This window comes from Anoxybacillus sp. UARK-01, assembly GCF_002075365.1.
GTDB lineage: Bacteria > Bacillota > Bacilli > Bacillales > Anoxybacillaceae > Anoxybacteroides > Anoxybacteroides rupiense.
In genome coordinates, this window is record NZ_NASY01000047.1 from 57,675 (window position 1) to 75,346 (window position 17,672).

Below are 17,672 nucleotides of genomic sequence, written 5' to 3' on the forward strand. Positions count from 1 at the left end.
TGGGAACAGGAGGGGTATTCGTGCAAAATGAGCAAATGCGTTTTTTCATTCGTCTTACCAAAATGCTGTTAGTCGTTATACTTCTATATTTTATTATGAGATTGAGGGATTTCTGGCTGCCTGTTTTACGGCTCATTGTTACGGTATTAACTCCGTTTATCATTGCGGCTTTTATCGCTTATTTGCTTCATCCGCTTGTCGAGTATATTCATAAAAGAGGAATTCCGAGAGCCCTAGCTATTTTAATGATTTATATCGTGTTTTTTGGAGGGGTGGGCTATGGTGCATACAAAGGGATTCCTGTGCTGCTTGATCAGTTGCAGGAACTGACTAAAAGCTTACCGATGCTGGCGGATACGTATCATGGATGGACGACGAAAATCCATGACCAAACAGCAAAATGGCCCAAAGAAATGCACAAGCGCGTGGAAACCTCTATTCTTGAAGTGGAGGCCTTGCTTGGCCTTTGGTTGACAAAGGCGGTTACAAGCGTTAAAAGCATCTTAAATTCAGCGATGGTCTTTTTACTTGTACCATTTATCGCCTTTTATATGTTAAAAGATATGGATGAAATGAAGCAAGCGGTTTGGAAACTAACACCGAAAAAGTGGCGAAAAGAAGGAATCGAATTTCTAAAAGATGTAGATGAGTCTTTAGGAAACTATATCCGCGGCCAGTTATTTGTTTGCACTTTAATTGGCGGAGTGGCTGCGCTTTCACTTTGGATTGCCGGCATGAATTATCCGCTTTTATTGGGGCTCATTATTGGCGCAACGAATGTCATTCCTTATTTTGGCCCGATTATTGGAGCGATACCGGCAGCCCTTTTGGCTGCGACGATTTCAGCAAAAATGATGATGATTGTGATGGGGATTATTTTTTTATTGCAATTTCTCGAAGGAAATGTTTTGTCGCCGCTGATTGTTGGAAAAAGCCTGCATATGCATCCCTTAATTATTATGCTCTCTTTGTTTTTAGGCGGGGAGCTTGCTGGAATTGTGGGAATGATTATTGCTGTTCCTTTTGTGGCGGTTTTAAAGGTGGCTGTTTTACATGCGCGCGAGCGTTTTAGTACACATTGACAAACGAAAGCCGCTTGTCTATAATCTTTGAATGAAAAGGTATACATGTATACATACAAGGCGATGAAGGATCGAGTATGTTACAGTCCATCTTAACGCGCCCGTGCGCACAGAGAGGAATTTCCGCGGCTGAAAGAAATTCCAGATGAAGGGTAACAGAACGCTAATCCCGAGCGCAGGAAAAACCTGACGGAGCAGCCACGTTACGGCTTATCGAGGTGATGGACGTCTTGTCCATAAGCAGGGTGGTACCGCGAGCGTAACTCTCGTCCCTGAGCAAGGGATGGGAGTTTATTTTTTATACCATAAATATGACTAAAGGAGGCACGAAAGATGAAAAAGCTTACATCAGCACAAATTAGGCAAATGTTTTTAGACTTTTTTAAAGAAAAAGGACATTCGGTAGAACCAAGCGCGTCTTTAATTCCGATTGACGATCCGTCGCTCCTATGGATCAACAGCGGAGTCGCGACATTAAAAAAATATTTTGATGGGCGCGTAATTCCAGATAACCCGCGCATTTGTAATGCCCAAAAATCCATTCGTACAAACGATATCGAAAATGTCGGCAAAACGGCGCGCCACCATACGTTTTTTGAAATGCTCGGAAATTTCTCGATCGGCGATTATTTTAAGCGTGAAGCGATCCATTGGGCTTGGGAGTTTTTAACAAGCAAAAGATGGATTGGTTTTGATCCTGGCCGCTTATCTGTTACGATTCATCCGGAGGATGATGAAGCGTTTGAAATTTGGCATGAAGAAATTGGGTTGCCGAAAGAACGGATCATTCGTTTGGAAGGGAATTTCTGGGATATTGGAGAAGGCCCGAGCGGACCGAATACCGAAATCTTTTATGACCGCGGGGAGCAATTCGGTAATGATCCAAATGATCCAGAATTATATCCGGGGGGCGAAAATGAGCGTTATTTAGAAGTATGGAATCTTGTTTTTTCTCAATTTAACCATAATCCAGATGGCACTTATACGCCGCTGCCAAAGAAAAATATTGATACAGGCATGGGTTTGGAGCGCATGTGCTCTATCATACAAGATGTGCCTACTAACTTTGATACCGATTTATTTATGCCAATTATTCAAGCAACGGAACAAATTTCTGGCGAAACATACCGCGTGGATGCGGAAAAAGATGTCGCGTTTAAAGTGATCGCTGACCATATTCGGACGGTGACGTTTGCGATTGGCGATGGCGCTTTGCCGTCCAATGAAGGACGCGGTTATGTATTGCGTCGCCTGCTTCGCCGAGCGGTGCGGTATGCGAAAAAACTGAATATCAACCGTCCGTTTATGTATGAATTAGTGCCGACAGTCGGTGAAATTATGGTTGACTACTATCCGGAAGTGAAAGCAAAAACGGAGTTTATTCAAAAAGTGATTAAAAATGAGGAAGAGCGTTTCCATGAGACGCTTCATGAAGGATTAGCCATTTTGTCAAGCGTTATCCAAAAAGAAAAAGCAAATGGCAGCCGCACTATTTCTGGAACAGATGTGTTCCGCCTTTACGACACATATGGATTCCCAGTTGAATTGACAGAAGAATATGCCGCCGAAGAAGGAATGACGATTGATCATGCCGGCTTTGAACAAGAAATGGAGCGTCAACGCGAGCGGGCTCGCGCGGCGCGCCAAGATGTCGATTCGATGCAAGTGCAGGACAGCTTACTTGGCGCCCTCAAAGTAGAGAGCCGATTTGTTGGCTATGACGAGCTCCATACTTCTTCTTCTATTGCTGTTATCGTGAAGAATGGCGAGCTTGTTGAGGAAATAAAAGAAGGAGAAGAAGCGCAAATTATACTTGATGTGACGCCATTTTATGCAGAAAGCGGCGGTCAAATCGCCGATCAAGGCTTTATCGAAGGAGAAGCGGCGAAAGCTTATGTAAAAGACGTGCAAAAAGCGCCAAATGGTCAGCATTTGCATCATGTGGTGGTCGAAAAGGGAACACTGAAGAAAGGCGAAACTTATCAGGCCTACCTGCTTGAAGAAAAACGCAACCGTATTGTCAAAAACCATACAGCCACCCATTTGCTGCACCAAGCGCTGAAAGATGTCCTTGGTACGCACGTCAATCAGGCGGGATCGCTGGTCACTCCAGAACGTTTGCGTTTCGACTTCTCGCATTTTGGACAAGTGAAACAAGAAGAGCTAGAGAAAATTGAAGCGATTGTTAATGAGCAAATTTGGCGCAGCCTTCCTGTTCAGATTGATTATAAGCCGCTTGAAGAAGCGAAAGCGATGGGAGCAATGGCGCTCTTTGGTGAAAAATATGGCGACATTGTCCGCGTTGTTCAGGTGGGGGCCTACAGCTTAGAGCTTTGCGGCGGCTGCCATGTAACGAACACGGCAGCGATCGGTCTTTTTAAAATTGTGTCCGAATCGGGCATTGGGGCTGGCACGCGCCGGATTGAAGCGGTCACGGGAGAAGCCGCCTACCGTTTTATGAATGATCAGCTTGCTTTATTACAGGAAGCAGCGCAGCAATTAAAAGCGAATCCAAAAGATGTAGTCGGAAGAATTGAAGCATTAATGAATGAAATCCGCCAGCTACAGCGTGAAAATGAATCGTTAGCTGCGCGCCTCAGCAATATGGAAGCCGCTCATCTGGCCGATCGAGTACAAGAAGTAAACGGCATTCAAGTTTTAGCAAGCAAAGTCCATGCGGCAGATATGACTAGCTTGCGCACAATGGTGGATGAACTGAAACAAAAACTTGGTTCAGCTGTGATCGTCCTTGCTTCCGTACAAGGCGAGAAGGTAAACCTCATTGCGGGCGTAACCAAAGATTTAGTTGAAAAAGGCTATCATGCAGGCAAACTGATTAAAGAAGTGGCTGTTCGTTGTGGAGGCAGCGGGGGAGGCCGCGCCGACATGGCTCAAGCGGGAGGAAAAGACCCGCAAAAAATAGGAGAAGCCTTGCAATTTGTCGAAGAATGGGTAAAATCCATTTTATAATTTCACTCTAATGGTGTACAATGGATGTAAGGTATGGCGATGCCAGTGTGAATGGAGAGCGAGGTGCATAACGGTGAGCTCATTTGATCAAACGATGCGGTTCAATTTTTCGGAAGAGCCGCCAGAAACGAATATTCGCGAAGTATTATTGACAGTATATGAGGCTCTTCAAGAAAAAGGGTATAATCCGATCAATCAAATTGTCGGCTATTTGCTATCTGGCGACCCAGCTTACATCCCTCGTCATAAAGATGCTCGTACGCTTATTCGGAAAATTGAACGGGATGAATTAATTGAAGAATTGGTGAAATTCTATTTACAGAGTCGTTGAAAGGATTGATTTATGCGCATATTAGGATTAGATTTAGGGACAAAAACGCTCGGGGTGGCCGTGAGCGATGAATTCGGTTGGACCGCTCAAGGAGTAGAAACCATTCCGATTGATGAGGAAAAAAAGCAATTTGGCTTGGAGCGGCTTCGTGAAATTATGGAAGAATATCAGGTGGAAACGATTGTGCTCGGTTTTCCTAAAAATATGAACGGCACAGTTGGCCCACGCGGTGAAGCGAGCCAGCGTTTTGCGGAATGGCTGAAACGCCAATTTTCCTTGCCCGTTATTTTATGGGACGAGCGTCTGTCGACAACAGCGGCAGAACGTATGTTGATCGCTGCGGATGTAAGCCGAAAAAAACGGCGCCAAGTGATTGATAAAATGGCAGCCGTCATCATTCTGCAGTCGTATCTTGACAGTAAACGATAATTGGAGGAAATAACATGGAACATGGTGATAAGCAGATTACAGTCGTAGACGAAAACGGAAACGAGCAGCTATGCGAGGTATTATTCACATTTGAATCTGAGGACTTTGGAAAGTCGTACGTTTTTTATTATCCTATTGGGGTTGAGTACGAGGACGAGGAAGAAACAGAGATTCACGTTTCCGCTTTTATTTCAGGAGAAGGCGAGAAGGAAGGAGAACTTCAGCCGATCGAAACGGAAGAAGAATGGGATATGATCGAAGAAGTATGGAATACATTTTGTGCGGATCAGGAAGAAGACGAGGAATAAATTCCTAAGGCGGCCGGGTAAGGCCGTCTTTTTTTGTAGAAAAAAATAAGAGATAGAAGAAAAAAGCAGAAATTTGTAGTATAATATCTCGAGAATGAAGGGAGGGATTATATGGACCATAATGGATTTGCTTCAAAGGATATCCAAACAGTAAGAAAAGTGGTCTTTATGATTAGCGCGCTTGTTTGCGTATTGTTGCTGACAACCGTTATAGGCGGTTATGTATATATCCGATCTGCACTTCAGCCTGTCGATCCAGAGGATAAAAAAACCGTTCAAGTCTCGATTCCCATTGGCTCTTCTGTAAGCGATATTGCTGCAATCCTTGAAAAAAAGGGGATCATCAAAAGCGCAGCTGTATTTCGCTACTATGTCAAATTTAAAAATCATGCTGATTTTCAGGCAGGAAACTATCAATTGACTCGCTCGATGACGTTAGAAGAAATCATTTCCTCACTAAAAACAGGAAAAGTGATGAGGGAAATGAAGCTGAAAATCACGATTCCGGAAGGAAAACAGTTAACGCAAATCGCGACGATTATCGCTCAAAAAACAGGGTATAAGCAGGAACAGGTCATGAATCAGCTTAATGACCGTGCTTACATTCAAGAGCTGATCAAAAAATATCCGATGGTTCTGTCGCCAGATATCTTAAACAAAAATATTCGTTATCCGCTTGAAGGATATTTATTTCCAGCGACTTATTCCTTCCCGGAAGAAAAACCGCCGCTACCTGCTATTATCGAGCCAATGATCGCCAAAACGGCAGAAGTGCTTGCAAAATATGAAGAAAAGAAAACCGAGAAAGGATTTACGACCCATCGGCTATTGACAATGGCTTCACTCATTGAGGCAGAAGCAACGGAAAAGGCTGACCGTCAAAAAATTGCGAGCGTATTTTATAACCGTCTGCGCATCGGAATGCCGCTGCAAACCGACCCAACGGTGCTTTATGCGCTAGGAAAGCATAAAGAACGCGTTTATTATGAAGATTTAAAGGTCAATTCTCCTTATAACACTTACATCCATCAAGGATTGCCGCCAGGCCCGATCGCAAATGCGGGAGAGATGTCGATTGAGGCGGCTTTGGAGCCGGCAGAAACCGGATATTTCTATTTTCTTGCTACTCCAGCCGGCGAAGTCATTTTTACGAGCACATTGGCTGAGCATAATCGCGAAAAGGCAAAGTATATTGGAAAAGAATAAATATTTCGCATTTCTGCCCGTTTTATGATAGTATATATAAAGTTATGGGTATGATCCTATATATTTCGTTCATAAGAGTCTAATGTGGACTCTTATTTTTACGAGGAGGAGCACGTTTGTTATCGCATGACATCATTCGCTATTTGCAAGATCTTATGCCAAAACGCGAAACAGTAATCCAAGAAATGGAAGATTATGCCCAAGAGCATCGTGTGCCTATTATGGATGCTGTCGGGATCGAAGTGGTGTTGCACGTTTTGCGTCTTATTCAGCCAACGCGCATTTTAGAAATCGGAACAGCGATTGGCTATTCGGCTATTCGGATGGCGCTGGCGCTGCCGAATGCGACGATCGTTACGGTCGAACGCGATCAAGAGCGGTATGAAAACGCGCTTTTTTATATAGAGCGAACCAAAACAGCTCATCAGATTCATGCGCTGTTTGGCGATGCGCTTGAAGTATCCAGCGAAGTAGAAAAATATGCCCCATTTGATGCCATTTTTATCGATGCAGCAAAAGGGCAGTATCAGCGGTTTTTTGAAATGTACGAGCCGTTTTTGGCTCCCCGTGGCGTTATCATTACCGATAATGTCCTTTTTAAAGGGCTTGTGGCGGCAGGAGATGGGATTGAAAATAAGCGAATTCGTTCGCTTGTGAAGAAAATTCGCCAATATAATCAGTGGCTGATGCAAAATGAAGCTTATGATACCGTCATTTTGCCGGTCGGCGACGGCATTGCCATATCGAGAAAAAGAGGTGAGAAACAGTGAAAAAACCAGAATTGCTTGTAACACCGACAGACGTTTCCCATATCCATGCTTTGGCGCAGGCAGGAGCGGATGCCGTTATAGTTGGCGAACAACGCTATGGTTTGCGCTTAGCTGGAGAGTTTAAGCGCGCTGAAATGGCGGAAGCGGTGGAAGTGGCCCGCCAGCATGGGATTCGCGTGTATGCGGCGATGAATGCGATTTTTCATAATGAGAAAATAGACGAACTAGGTGAGTATATTCGTTTTTTAGCTGATAGCGGCGTGGATGCTATCGTATTTGGAGATCCTGCTGTATTAATGACTGTACGTGAAGTAGCTCCGCATATGAGGCTCCATTGGAATACGGAAACAACGGCAACCAATTGGTATACATGCAACTACTGGGGGCGAAAGGGCGCGAAACGCGCGGTTTTAGCGCGTGAATTAAATATGGATGTCATTATGGAGATTAAAGAACATGCAGAAGTGGAAATTGAAGTGCAAGTGCATGGAATGACATGTATGTTTCAATCAAAGCGGTCGCTCATCGGCAACTATTTTGAATATCAAGGAAAAAAGATGGAAGTTGAAAAGCAAAAGTACGAAAAAGGAATGTTTCTGCATGACAAAGAGCGCGGTAACAAATACCCGATTTTTGAGGATGAAAACGGGACGCACATTATGAGCCCGAATGATATTTGCATTATTGACGAGCTTGAGGAAATGGTGGATGCGGGAATCGATAGCTTTAAAATTGACGGTGTGCTTCATGAATCGGACTATATTACGAAGGTGACAGCGATCTATCGCCGTGCCATTGATTTATGTGCGGGGAACCGCGAGCAGTATGAAGCGGAAAAAATGCAGCTGTTGGAGGAAATTGAAGCGATTCAGCCAAAGCATCGTCCTTTAGATACAGGCTTCTTTTTTAAAGAAACGATTTATTAAATGCAACATAAAGGAGGGAGCGGTATGTTGAAAAATGATCAAATTTCGCAAATCGTGAATGGAAAGCGTGTGATTGTGAAAAAGCCTGAGCTGCTTGCTCCTGCCGGTAACCTAGAAAAATTAAAAGTAGCTGTCCATTATGGAGCGGATGCTGTCTTTATCGGCGGCCAAGAATATGGGCTTCGTTCCAACGCCGACAATTTTACGCTTGAAGAAATGGCAGAAGGAGTCCAATTTGCCAATAAATATGGTGCCAAAATTTATGTGACGACAAACATTTATGCTCATAACGAAAATATCCCTGGACTTGAGGAGTATTTACAGGGGCTTGAGGAAGCGGGTGTGCATGGCATTATCGTGGCGGATCCTCTGATCATTGAAACGGCTCGCCGGGTAGCGCCAAAGCTAGAGGTGCATTTAAGCACCCAGCAATCTTTGGCTAACTGGAAAGCGGTGCAATTTTGGAAGGAAGAAGGACTGGAGCGTGTCGTGCTGGCCCGTGAAACAAGTGCGGAGGAAATTCGTGAAATTAAAGAGAAGGTGGATATTGAAATAGAAACCTTCATCCATGGGGCGATGTGTATCGCCTACTCAGGGCGCTGTGTCTTGAGTAACCATATGACGGCTCGCGATTCCAACCGCGGCGGCTGCTGTCAATCATGCCGTTGGGATTATGATCTGTACAAGCTTGATGGCAGCCAGGAAATCGCTTTATTTGATGAAAATGATGATCCATTTGCCATGAGCCCGAAAGATTTAAATCTTATTCAATCTATTCCCAAAATGATCGAATTGGGCATTGATAGCTTAAAAATTGAGGGACGGATGAAGTCGATTCATTATGTGGCCACCGTTGTCAGCGTCTATCGCAAAGTGATCGATGCCTATTGTGCCGATCCAGACCATTTTGTGATTCAAAAAGAATGGCTCGATGAGCTTGATAAATGTGCCAATCGTGATACCGCACCTGCCTTTTTTGAAGGGGTGCCAGGATATAAAGAACAGATGTTTGGGGTGCACGGCAAGAAAACAACCTACGATTTTGCTGGTTTTGTGTTGGACTATGACCGCGATACGAAAATGGTGACTTTACAGCAACGCAATTTCTTTAAATCTGGCGATGTTGTTGAATTTTTTGGTCCGGAAATCGATAACTTTACCCAAGTGGTGGGCACGATCTGGGATGAAGATGGAAACGAGATCGATGCAGCGCGCCATCCTTTACAAATCGTAAAATTTAAAGTAGAGAAAGATGTCTTCCCGTACAACATGATGAGAAAGGAGCGCTAAGATGGGGAAGAAGCCGGTGGTGATCGGAGTCGCAGGCGGCTCCGGTTCGGGGAAAACGAGTGTTGTCAGAGCCATTTATGAGCATTTTCAAGGGCATTCGATTTTAATGCTTGAGCAGGATTATTACTACAAAGATCAAAGCCACCTTCCATTTGAAGAGCGTCTAAAAACAAACTATGATCACCCTTTAGCTTTTGATAATGATTTATTAATTGAGCATTTGCATAAGCTGCTCAGCTATGAGTCGATCGAAAAGCCGGTTTACGATTACACGCTGCATACAAGAGCGGATGAAGTCATTTATGTCGAACCGAAAGATGTGATTATTTTAGAAGGAATTCTCGTATTAGAAGATGAGAGATTGCGCAACTTAATGGATATTAAAGTATATGTAGACACAGATGCCGATATTCGGATTATTCGCCGGCTGCAGCGCGATATTAACGAGCGCGGCCGAACATTGGAATCCGTGATTGACCAGTATGTTTCAGTCGTTCGTCCTATGCACAACCAATTTGTTGAACCGACGAAGCGGTATGCCGATATTATTATTCCGGAAGGCGGTCACAATCACGTAGCGATCGATTTGATGGTTACAAAAATTCAAACAATTCTTGAACAAAAGTCTTTTTTGTAATAACATAGCATAGATAACATATGAAGGATGAACGTTTCTTACCGTTCGCGGACATTTGGCTTAAGGGATATGCATATTCATAAAGCCTTATTTGTACGAACGCGCTTTGCCGTTCGTACCTTTTATATACATAAATATTTAAGGAGGTAAGGGGATATGTCAAATGAAAAACAATATCCAATGACGAAAGCAGGGAAGGAGAAGCTTGAACAGGAGCTTGAATATTTAAAAACGGTCAAGCGCAAGGAAGTCGTTGAACGCATCAAAATCGCACGCGGATTTGGCGATCTTTCCGAAAACTCCGAGTACGATGCGGCAAAAGATGAACAGGCCTTTGTAGAATCACGTATCCAAACATTAGAAAACATGATTCGCAATGCGCAAATTATCGAAGAAGACACTGAAAATCCAGATATCGTATCTCTTGGAAAATCTGTGACTTTTGTTGAGCTACCTGATGGTGAAGAAGAAACATATACGATTGTCGGAAGCGCTGAAGCGGATCCGTTTGAAGGAAGAATTTCCAATGATTCACCAATTGCTAAATCGCTAATCGGGAAAAAAGTAGGCGATGAAGTCAGCGTACAAACACCTGGCGGCGAGATGCTTGTCAAAATCGTAGCTGTACAGTAATAGAAAAGGTTTTAAAATCTTACACCTCGTCAACAATGAAGACGAGGTGTTTTTTATGAGCAAAAAACGGATGATCATCATGAGTGCACTTATACAACTTGGCATTTTTTTATTAATTGGCCGTCTCGTCCAAATTCAACTAGTGAGCACGGAATCATTTTCAAAAAATCATGTGAATTTAATTGAGGAAAGCGTGGCTCAGCGAACACAAGAAATGGTCATTAGCGATGGGCGCGGAACGTTTGTGGATCGCAGCGGTCAGCCGCTTGCAGAACAATCGGTTCCTTCCCTTATCCTGTTTCCTTTTTTAAAGAAAATGGATTGGCCAGTGGAAAAGGTGGCGGACATTTTACACGTTTCCGCAAGCTCCATTCGTTTACAGCTACAAGATGCGAAAGAACCGTTTGTGCTTTTAGCGGAAGACAAACCGCTTTCATTAACAAAGAACCAAATAAAAAAAATTAACCAGCTCCACATTCCGGGTGTCCTGGCCATTAATAAACAATATCCATTGGAGCATCCGTATGCTGAACATCTGCTCGGTTTTACACGAGAGGATCCGCAACTGCTGCGAGAGCGTTATCGTGACCGGAACCTTTCGCCGCACACAAAAATCGGGATTCATGGATTAGAAAAGGCATTTGATGAATTTTTGCTGCCTGAGGGAGAAACAAAGCTGTTATACCATGTCGATGCAGAAGGCGGGCCGTTATTTGGCATTGATGTGAAATATAACGATCCGGGAAATCCTTTTTATCCGATTACGGTTCAGACAACACTCGATCGCGACTTGCAGCGAATAATGGAGAAGGTATTAGAGGAGCACCAATTGAAAAAAGGTGGAGCTGTGCTGCTGGATGTAGAGACAAATAGCGTCTTGGGGATGGCCAGCCGACCAGCGATGGATCCGCGCGATCCATATAAAAATAATGCCGCGGAAAATCAAATGCTTCTCCCGCAAATTCCTGGCTCGGTCTTTAAAACGGTGATCGCTGCTGCTGCTATCGATAAAGGGGTGGCTACTAACAAACGAGCATTTGATTGCAGTCGAAAAATTGACGGCGCTACCCCTGATACGGAGCATTCTTATGGCGTGCTGCCTTTCGATGAAAGTTTTGCTGTCAGCTGCAACAACGCTTTTGCTACTTTAGGAAAAGAGCTTGTCAAGCAAGACCCTAACGTCATTGAACAATATGCGCAAATGCTTGGTTTGTATCCGCTTGTCGGTTGGGAGGGAGATGTATATCATTTTAAAAATTTCCGCCAGCTTCCTGAAGAAAAAAGCGGGACGATTTGGTATGACAAAAGCGACAAGTCCGTTCCTCTAGCCATAGCGCAAACGTCGATTGGACAGAAAAATGTCCGTGTTTCTCCGCTTGCTATCGCTAACATGATGGCCACGATTGCTAGGGGAGGAGAAGCAGAACAGGTAAGAGCCGTCGAGAAGATGCTCTATAAAAATGGAACCACCTTCTTTTCGTTTCATAAGCAGCCGTTTTCGAATGAAGGATCACTGTTGCGGTCGACAGTGACGAAATTGCAGGAGCTGCTTCGCAAGGTCGTTACCGATGAGCGCGGCACAGGCCGGAGATTTCAAACGCTTCCCTATGCGGTAGCAGGCAAATCGGGAACGGCGCAAACGGAAAAAAAGGCGGCAAATGGAGAAGCGCTGATTAATAAATGGTTTGCGGGCTATTTTCCAGCAGAAGCGCCTAAATATGTGCTGGTTGTTGTTGATCTTGACAGTCCGAACTCACAAGCTGTGACAAATGATGTATTTTATGATATTGTCAAGAGAATATATGAGTTTGATACGAAACAACATTCATAGGACGGAAATCCGAAATCATCAAGAAATCGTTTATGAGGATGAAGCAAAATGTTACAATAAAAACGATCGTAAGGACGCAGGGAGGAATAGGATTGGCAAAAGAAAAAGAAATGAATTCGCGTTTTGAACAGCGTGCCAAACGCCGAAAGATCAATCGCGTGTTAAATATCGCTCTTGTGTGCGTGTTAATGCTGATTATCTTTTTTAGCTGGCAGCTGCTTTTCTCGCACGATGATAAGGACAGCGCACAGCCAGCGACAAAAGAAAAAGTCATAAAGAAAAAAGAAGAGGAAGATGAAAAGGTGGAAGTAGAAATAGGCGATACAAAAACAACACAAGAGAAGGACGGTGAAACAGCTGATGAAGAGGAACAGCCATCCGAAGAAGAACAACCATCACAGGAAGTAATTGAAACAGCTGGCGATCCTTCTTCTGGAGTGTTGAAGGAAATTATTAATCCATCGTGGCAGCCAATTGGGACGACGCAAACAGAGCCGCATGTCACTCAATTTGACGAGAATTCAGTCGATTGGAAGGAAATGCTGGATGCTGTCAGCTATGCCACTGGAGTGTCGCCAGCAGATATGATTGTGTGGTTTATTGGCAACAATGGTCCGAATAAAGCGGTGGCTACCATTTCTCCTAAGGACAAAAGCGCCAAATATCGCGTGTATATTGAATGGGTGGAAAATCAAGGATGGAAACCGACGAAAATGCAGCAGCTAAAAAATTAAACGGATTTCTCCATAAGCGAGAAATCCGTTTATTTTTTGGCTTTGAAATGAACAACGGCGCTGTAAAGCCGTTGTCCGTTTGCTGAGACGTGCATTTGATGGGAAACATGATGAACCTCGAGCAAAAGCGCTTTATTATGTTCGATTTGTTCATTGATTTTTTTCTCTAAGGTGGCTAAATCAGCGGCTTCAAAGCATTCGACTTTATCTTGGATCAAGTCAAGCGATATGTTCAATGTCTATCCCTCCTTCCTCATTTATACAAATAGGCGATTTGCTTGGAAAAGCTCTATTTTTCGATGATAGCACGCAAGTGAACATGCCTTCGTCACGCTAAAGTGCGTGACAGAGAAGCAAATGACAAGTCCAATCCATTGGTTGGAAGCAGCACAATATGGTTCGGTCACCCGACCGTCGGAATCAAACAATCGCCTAACCGAAGCAACGAAAATGATGGACCTGCCCAATTCTCTCTATACACATGTAGTGTAGCATATTTTCATTGAACAAATGAAAAAAATATGATAGATTGAGAACAGCATAGCAGTTAATTCATAGTATACTTATATGAATTATAAAAATTTTGGAGTGTGACATCGATGGGTAGAGAATTCCTTGATTTATTTGAAACGTGGGCACAGTCATATGATGAATCTGTTCATGGACATGACGAGCAATATCGAGATGTATTTGCTGGATATGATGCAATTTTAAATACAGTTGTTGAAAAATCAGGAAATGTTGTGCTGGAGTTTGGCGTTGGCACAGGAAATTTAACGCAAAAATTGCTTCGCAGCGGCAAAACGGTTTATGGTATTGAACCTTCGGAGCCGATGCGCCAAAAGGCGTTTGAAAAGCTGGGCGATACGGTCACGATTCAGGACGGCGATTTTTTAAGCTTTCCGTTGCCGAATGAACCGATTGATACGATTGTCAGCACATATGCTTTCCATCACCTGACAGATGAAGAAAAAGAACAAGCGATTAGCCAGTATGGAAAGATGCTGAACAAAGGTGGTAAAATAGTGTTTGCGGATACAGCTTTCGTCGATCGCGAGGCTTTCGAGCAAATGGTCATCGAAGCAAAGGAAAAAGGGTTTCATGATTTAGCTGAAGATTTAAAGCGCGAATACTATCCGACATTGCCAGTGCTTGAGAGCATGTTTACGAAGCACGGATTCTCTGTATCTTTTGTACCGATGAACCGTTTTGTTTGGTTGATGGAGGCTACGAAACAATAGGTGAAAGAGGTTGAAGGGATGAAGGTAGCAATTATTGGAGCGATGGAAGAAGAAGTCGCCATTTTAAGAGAAAAAATGGACAACCGTCAAGATACGGTTGCTGCCAATTGCGAATTTTACACAGGAACATTAAACGGTGTTGCTGTTATTTTATTAAAATCAGGAATCGGCAAGGTCAATGCGGCCATGTCAACGACGATTTTGCTTGAACGTTTTCGGCCGGATTATGTGATTAATACAGGCTCCGCAGGCGGATTTTCCGCTTCGCTCAATGTGGGGGATATTGTCATTTCCAGCGAGGTTGTTCATCATGATGTTGATGTGACGGTATTCGGCTATGAATATGGGCAGGTACCTGGTATGCCTGCACGCTATGCGGCGGATGCTAAACTTGTTGCTATCGCGGAAGCAAGTGCTGAGCGCATTCAAGGAATCCAAGTGGTCAAAGGCTTGATTGCGACAGGTGACTCATTTATGAACGATCCGGAACGAGTAGCATTTGTGCGCGAGAAGCTAACAGATTTGCATGCAGTGGAGATGGAAGGGGCAGCCATTGCGCAAGTATGCTTCCAATTTGGCGTCCCGTTCGTTGTGATTCGCGCCCTTTCTGACATTGCTGGGAAAGAATCAAACGTGTCATTTGAGCAATTTTTGCACAAAGCAGCGCTCCATTCTTCCGAGCTTGTTCAAATGATGGTGGATGAATTAAAACATTCATAGGAAGGAGAGGGAATGCTCTCTCCTTTTTTCATGATGAAGAAAGAGGTGACAGCATGAAAGTAGCCAAAAGTGTTCACGAATTAGTCGGAAATACTCCGATTGTGGAAATTACCCGGTTCCCTCTGCCAAAAGGCGTGCGTTTGTTTGCTAAACTGGAATATTTGAATCCGGGTGGAAGCGTAAAAGATCGCCTTGGCCAAGAATTGCTGCAGGATGCGTTTGAAAGCGGCAAGCTAAAAGAAGGTGGAACCATTATTGAGCCTACGGCTGGCAATACAGGGATCGGATTAGCGTTGGCGGCCATTGGCAAAAACGTCAATGTGATTTTTTGTGTGCCGGAAAAATTCAGCGTGGAAAAACAGCAGCTCATGCGGGCGCTTGGCGCAACAGTTGTTCATACACCGACGAGCGATGGAATGCAGGGAGCGATTAAAAAGGCGAAAGAACTGCTAGCAGAAATTCCAAATTCATATTGCCCACAGCAATTTGCCAATCCGGCGAATCCAAGAACGTATTACAAAACGCTCGGTCCAGAGCTTTGGGAGCAGCTTGATGGAAACATTGATATTTTTGTAGCTGGTGCGGGGACAGGCGGAACATTCATGGGAACGGCGCAATTTTTGAAGGAAAAAAATGCGAGCATCAAAACCGTCATTGTTGAACCAGAAGGCTCTATTTTAAATGGAGGAGAGCCTGGGCCACATAAAACGGAAGGGATCGGTATGGAGTTTCTTCCAGAATATATGGATGAGAGCTACTTTGATGCCATTCATACGATCACCGATGAAGATGCTTTCCAACGCGTGCAGGAATTAGCAGCAAAAGAAGGGTTGCTCGTTGGCAGCTCTTCAGGCGCCGCTTTCCACGCCGCTATGCTTGAGGCTCTTCAGGCGCCGTCTGGGACCCATATTGTCGTGATTTTTCCAGATAGCAGCGAACGGTATTTAAGCAAAAAAATTTACGAAGGTGGGATATAAATGAGACGGAAAACGAAGCTGATCCATGGCGGAGTTGCTGGCGATCCGCATACGGGAGCCGTATCAGTGCCGATTTATCAAGTGAGTACGTATAAGCAAGAGGGCGTCGGCGGACATAAAGGCTATGAATATTCCCGCACAGGAAACCCAACACGCCATGCTCTAGAAGAGCTTATAAAAGACCTTGAGGAAGGCTATGCAGGCTTTGCCTTCAGTTCAGGCATGGCGGCGATTACAGCGGTCATGATGCTGTTTAATAGCGGCGATCATGTCATTTTAACGGATGATGTGTATGGCGGTACGTACCGTGTCATGACAAAAGTGCTCCACCGCCTTGGCATTGAATCGACATTTGTGGATACAAGCGATTTAACGAACATTGAAAAACAGCTGCGTCCGAACACAAAAGCCATCTACATCGAAACACCAACCAACCCGTTATTAAAAATTACGGATTTGAAAGAGGCGGCCGCCATCGCCAAACGGCACGGATTGCTGACGATTGTCGATAACACCTTCAGCACTCCATATTGGCAAACACCGATTGCGCTTGGTGCGGATATCGTCGTTCATAGCGCAACGAAATATTTGGGCGGTCACAGTGATGTGGTCGCAGGGCTTGTTGTTGTAAATTCGGAGCCGTTAGCTACAGATTTGCATTTTATTCAAAATTCAACTGGCGGCATTCTCGGCCCGCAGGATTCATGGCTGTTAATGCGCGGTATAAAAACGCTCGGTATCCGCATGGAAGAGCACGAGCAAAATACGCGCAAAATTGTTGAGTTTTTAGCAGGACATCCAGCAGTGAAAAACATCTACTATCCAGGACTTGAAACGCATCCGAATCATGAAATTGCGAAAAAGCAAATGCGCGGCTTTGGCGGCATGGTATCGTTTGATGTGGGAAGCGCTGAAAAAGCGGATCAGTTATTAAACCGCGTTCAATATTTTACCCTGGCGGAAAGCCTTGGAGCTGTAGAAAGCTTGATTTCGCTTCCAGCAAAAATGACACATGCTTCCATTCCAAAAGAGCGGCGTGAAGAGCTTGGCATTACTGATGGACTTGTCCGCATTTCGGTTGGCCTTGAAGATGTGGAAGACTTGCTAGAGGATTTAGCACAAGCATTGGCATAAATTACATCGCCTTCTTTTCGCCTTCCTATGGTACAGTGAAAAGAGAAGCACGGATCAGGGAGGGAAGCGGAATTGCGTCAACGGGAACGAAAGCAGCTTCGCGCGAAGGCGAATGATTATAAAATGTACAGTCTCGTTTTGTTGGCGATCGGCGCGCTGTTTTATCTCGGTGTGATTTTACCTGATGCGCTCGAAGCCGGCAAAAAGCCATTGATCCTTATTGCAATCGCGGCTTTTTTGGCCGCTTCGATCTATTTTCTGCGCTGTTCAGCCGCATGCAGGCGAATGCTTGAAGATGAGGACGAAATGTCTCTATAGAAAGCCGATCCTTCCTTTGTGAAGGATCGGCTTTCTTTCATGGTTTTATAGGCCGGATTACTTACAATGAATGATGGCTATTTAATAAGGACTTATGGACTATAGCCATCCTGATTGCCTCTAGAACGAATTTCG

Annotated in this window: 19 protein-coding genes; 18 read left to right on the plus strand and 1 reads right to left on the minus strand. The window is 44.3% G+C overall.

The window, feature by feature from the left end:
* The first annotated feature begins 20 nt into the window (after positions 1-20).
* The 13 genes from B6A27_RS12375 to B6A27_RS12435 all read left to right on the plus strand — a co-directional run bounded on the left by B6A27_RS12375 (position 21) and on the right by B6A27_RS12435 (position 13,147).
* Positions 21-1,082 carry an AI-2E family transporter gene (locus B6A27_RS12375; RefSeq protein ID WP_369824171.1) on the plus strand — a complete coding sequence of 354 codons (1,062 nt, stop codon included), beginning with the start codon at positions 21-23 and terminating at the stop codon, positions 1,080-1,082.
* A gap of 333 nt (positions 1,083-1,415) precedes the next feature.
* The gene (gene alaS / locus B6A27_RS12380; protein WP_080862258.1) at positions 1,416-4,052 is read left to right on the plus strand and encodes an alanine--tRNA ligase; all 2,637 of its coding nucleotides are present in this window, start codon (positions 1,416-1,418) and stop codon (positions 4,050-4,052) included.
* Positions 4,053-4,125: 73 nt separating this feature from the next.
* Positions 4,126-4,383, plus strand: a complete 258-nt coding sequence (locus B6A27_RS12385; RefSeq protein ID WP_044744634.1) for an IreB family regulatory phosphoprotein — start codon at positions 4,126-4,128, stop codon at positions 4,381-4,383.
* Between the two features lie 12 nt (positions 4,384-4,395).
* Positions 4,396-4,812 (plus strand): Holliday junction resolvase RuvX, encoded by a 417-nt coding sequence (ruvX, locus tag B6A27_RS12390; protein WP_044744633.1) that lies wholly within the window; start codon positions 4,396-4,398, stop codon positions 4,810-4,812.
* A 14-nt stretch (positions 4,813-4,826) separates the two neighbouring features.
* Positions 4,827-5,120: a DUF1292 domain-containing protein gene (locus B6A27_RS12395; RefSeq protein WP_044744632.1), complete on the plus strand. Its 294-nt coding sequence runs from the start codon at positions 4,827-4,829 to the stop codon at positions 5,118-5,120.
* A 111-nt stretch (positions 5,121-5,231) separates the two neighbouring features.
* Positions 5,232-6,326 carry an endolytic transglycosylase MltG gene (gene mltG, locus B6A27_RS12400; protein ID WP_080862259.1) on the plus strand — a complete coding sequence of 365 codons (1,095 nt, stop codon included), beginning with the start codon at positions 5,232-5,234 and terminating at the stop codon, positions 6,324-6,326.
* A 116-nt stretch (positions 6,327-6,442) separates the two neighbouring features.
* Entirely contained in the window at positions 6,443-7,096 is a 654-nt protein-coding gene (locus B6A27_RS12405) for an O-methyltransferase (RefSeq protein ID WP_080862260.1), read from the plus strand.
* Positions 7,093-8,022, plus strand: coding sequence for a peptidase U32 family protein (locus B6A27_RS12410; protein ID WP_080862261.1), 930 nt, complete (start codon positions 7,093-7,095; stop codon positions 8,020-8,022). Before B6A27_RS12405 ends, B6A27_RS12410 begins: the two co-directional genes overlap by 4 nt.
* Before the next feature lie 24 nt (positions 8,023-8,046).
* The gene (locus tag B6A27_RS12415; RefSeq protein WP_080862262.1) at positions 8,047-9,312 is read left to right on the plus strand and encodes a peptidase U32 family protein; all 1,266 of its coding nucleotides are present in this window, start codon (positions 8,047-8,049) and stop codon (positions 9,310-9,312) included.
* A gap of 1 nt (position 9,313) precedes the next feature.
* On the plus strand, positions 9,314-9,949 hold the full coding sequence (udk, locus tag B6A27_RS12420) for a uridine kinase (RefSeq protein WP_080862263.1): 636 nt from the start codon (positions 9,314-9,316) through the stop codon (positions 9,947-9,949).
* A gap of 156 nt (positions 9,950-10,105) precedes the next feature.
* Positions 10,106-10,582: a transcription elongation factor GreA gene (gene greA, locus B6A27_RS12425; RefSeq protein WP_044744626.1), complete on the plus strand. Its 477-nt coding sequence runs from the start codon at positions 10,106-10,108 to the stop codon at positions 10,580-10,582.
* Between the two features lie 55 nt (positions 10,583-10,637).
* Entirely contained in the window at positions 10,638-12,413 is a 1,776-nt protein-coding gene (locus B6A27_RS12430) for a peptidoglycan D,D-transpeptidase FtsI family protein (RefSeq protein ID WP_080862264.1), read from the plus strand.
* Between the two features lie 110 nt (positions 12,414-12,523).
* Entirely contained in the window at positions 12,524-13,147 is a 624-nt protein-coding gene (locus B6A27_RS12435) for a YrrS family protein (RefSeq protein WP_066146558.1), read from the plus strand.
* Between the two features lie 29 nt (positions 13,148-13,176).
* Here B6A27_RS12435 and B6A27_RS12440 read toward each other — a convergent pair whose 3' ends face one another.
* On the minus strand, positions 13,177-13,383 hold the full coding sequence (locus tag B6A27_RS12440) for a YrzA family protein (RefSeq protein ID WP_080862265.1): 207 nt from the start codon (positions 13,381-13,383) through the stop codon (positions 13,177-13,179).
* A 363-nt stretch (positions 13,384-13,746) separates the two neighbouring features.
* On the opposite strand from B6A27_RS12440, the gene B6A27_RS12445 reads away from it, so the two are divergent.
* From B6A27_RS12445 to B6A27_RS12465, 5 genes are all read left to right on the plus strand, one after another.
* Positions 13,747-14,388, plus strand: a complete 642-nt coding sequence (locus tag B6A27_RS12445; RefSeq protein ID WP_080862266.1) for a class I SAM-dependent methyltransferase — start codon at positions 13,747-13,749, stop codon at positions 14,386-14,388.
* Positions 14,389-14,406: 18 nt separating this feature from the next.
* Complete coding sequence (gene mtnN / locus B6A27_RS12450; protein WP_080862474.1) at positions 14,407-15,108, plus strand: 5'-methylthioadenosine/S-adenosylhomocysteine nucleosidase; 702 nt, start codon at positions 14,407-14,409, stop codon at positions 15,106-15,108.
* 53 nt (positions 15,109-15,161) lie between these two features.
* Positions 15,162-16,085 (plus strand): PLP-dependent cysteine synthase family protein, encoded by a 924-nt coding sequence (locus B6A27_RS12455; RefSeq protein ID WP_080862267.1) that lies wholly within the window; start codon positions 15,162-15,164, stop codon positions 16,083-16,085.
* Positions 16,086-17,219: a bifunctional cystathionine gamma-lyase/homocysteine desulfhydrase gene (locus B6A27_RS12460; RefSeq protein ID WP_080862268.1), complete on the plus strand. Its 1,134-nt coding sequence runs from the start codon at positions 16,086-16,088 to the stop codon at positions 17,217-17,219.
* Between the two features lie 72 nt (positions 17,220-17,291).
* Positions 17,292-17,537 (plus strand): YrhC family protein, encoded by a 246-nt coding sequence (locus B6A27_RS12465; protein ID WP_080862269.1) that lies wholly within the window; start codon positions 17,292-17,294, stop codon positions 17,535-17,537.
* Positions 17,538-17,672 lie beyond the last annotated feature (135 nt).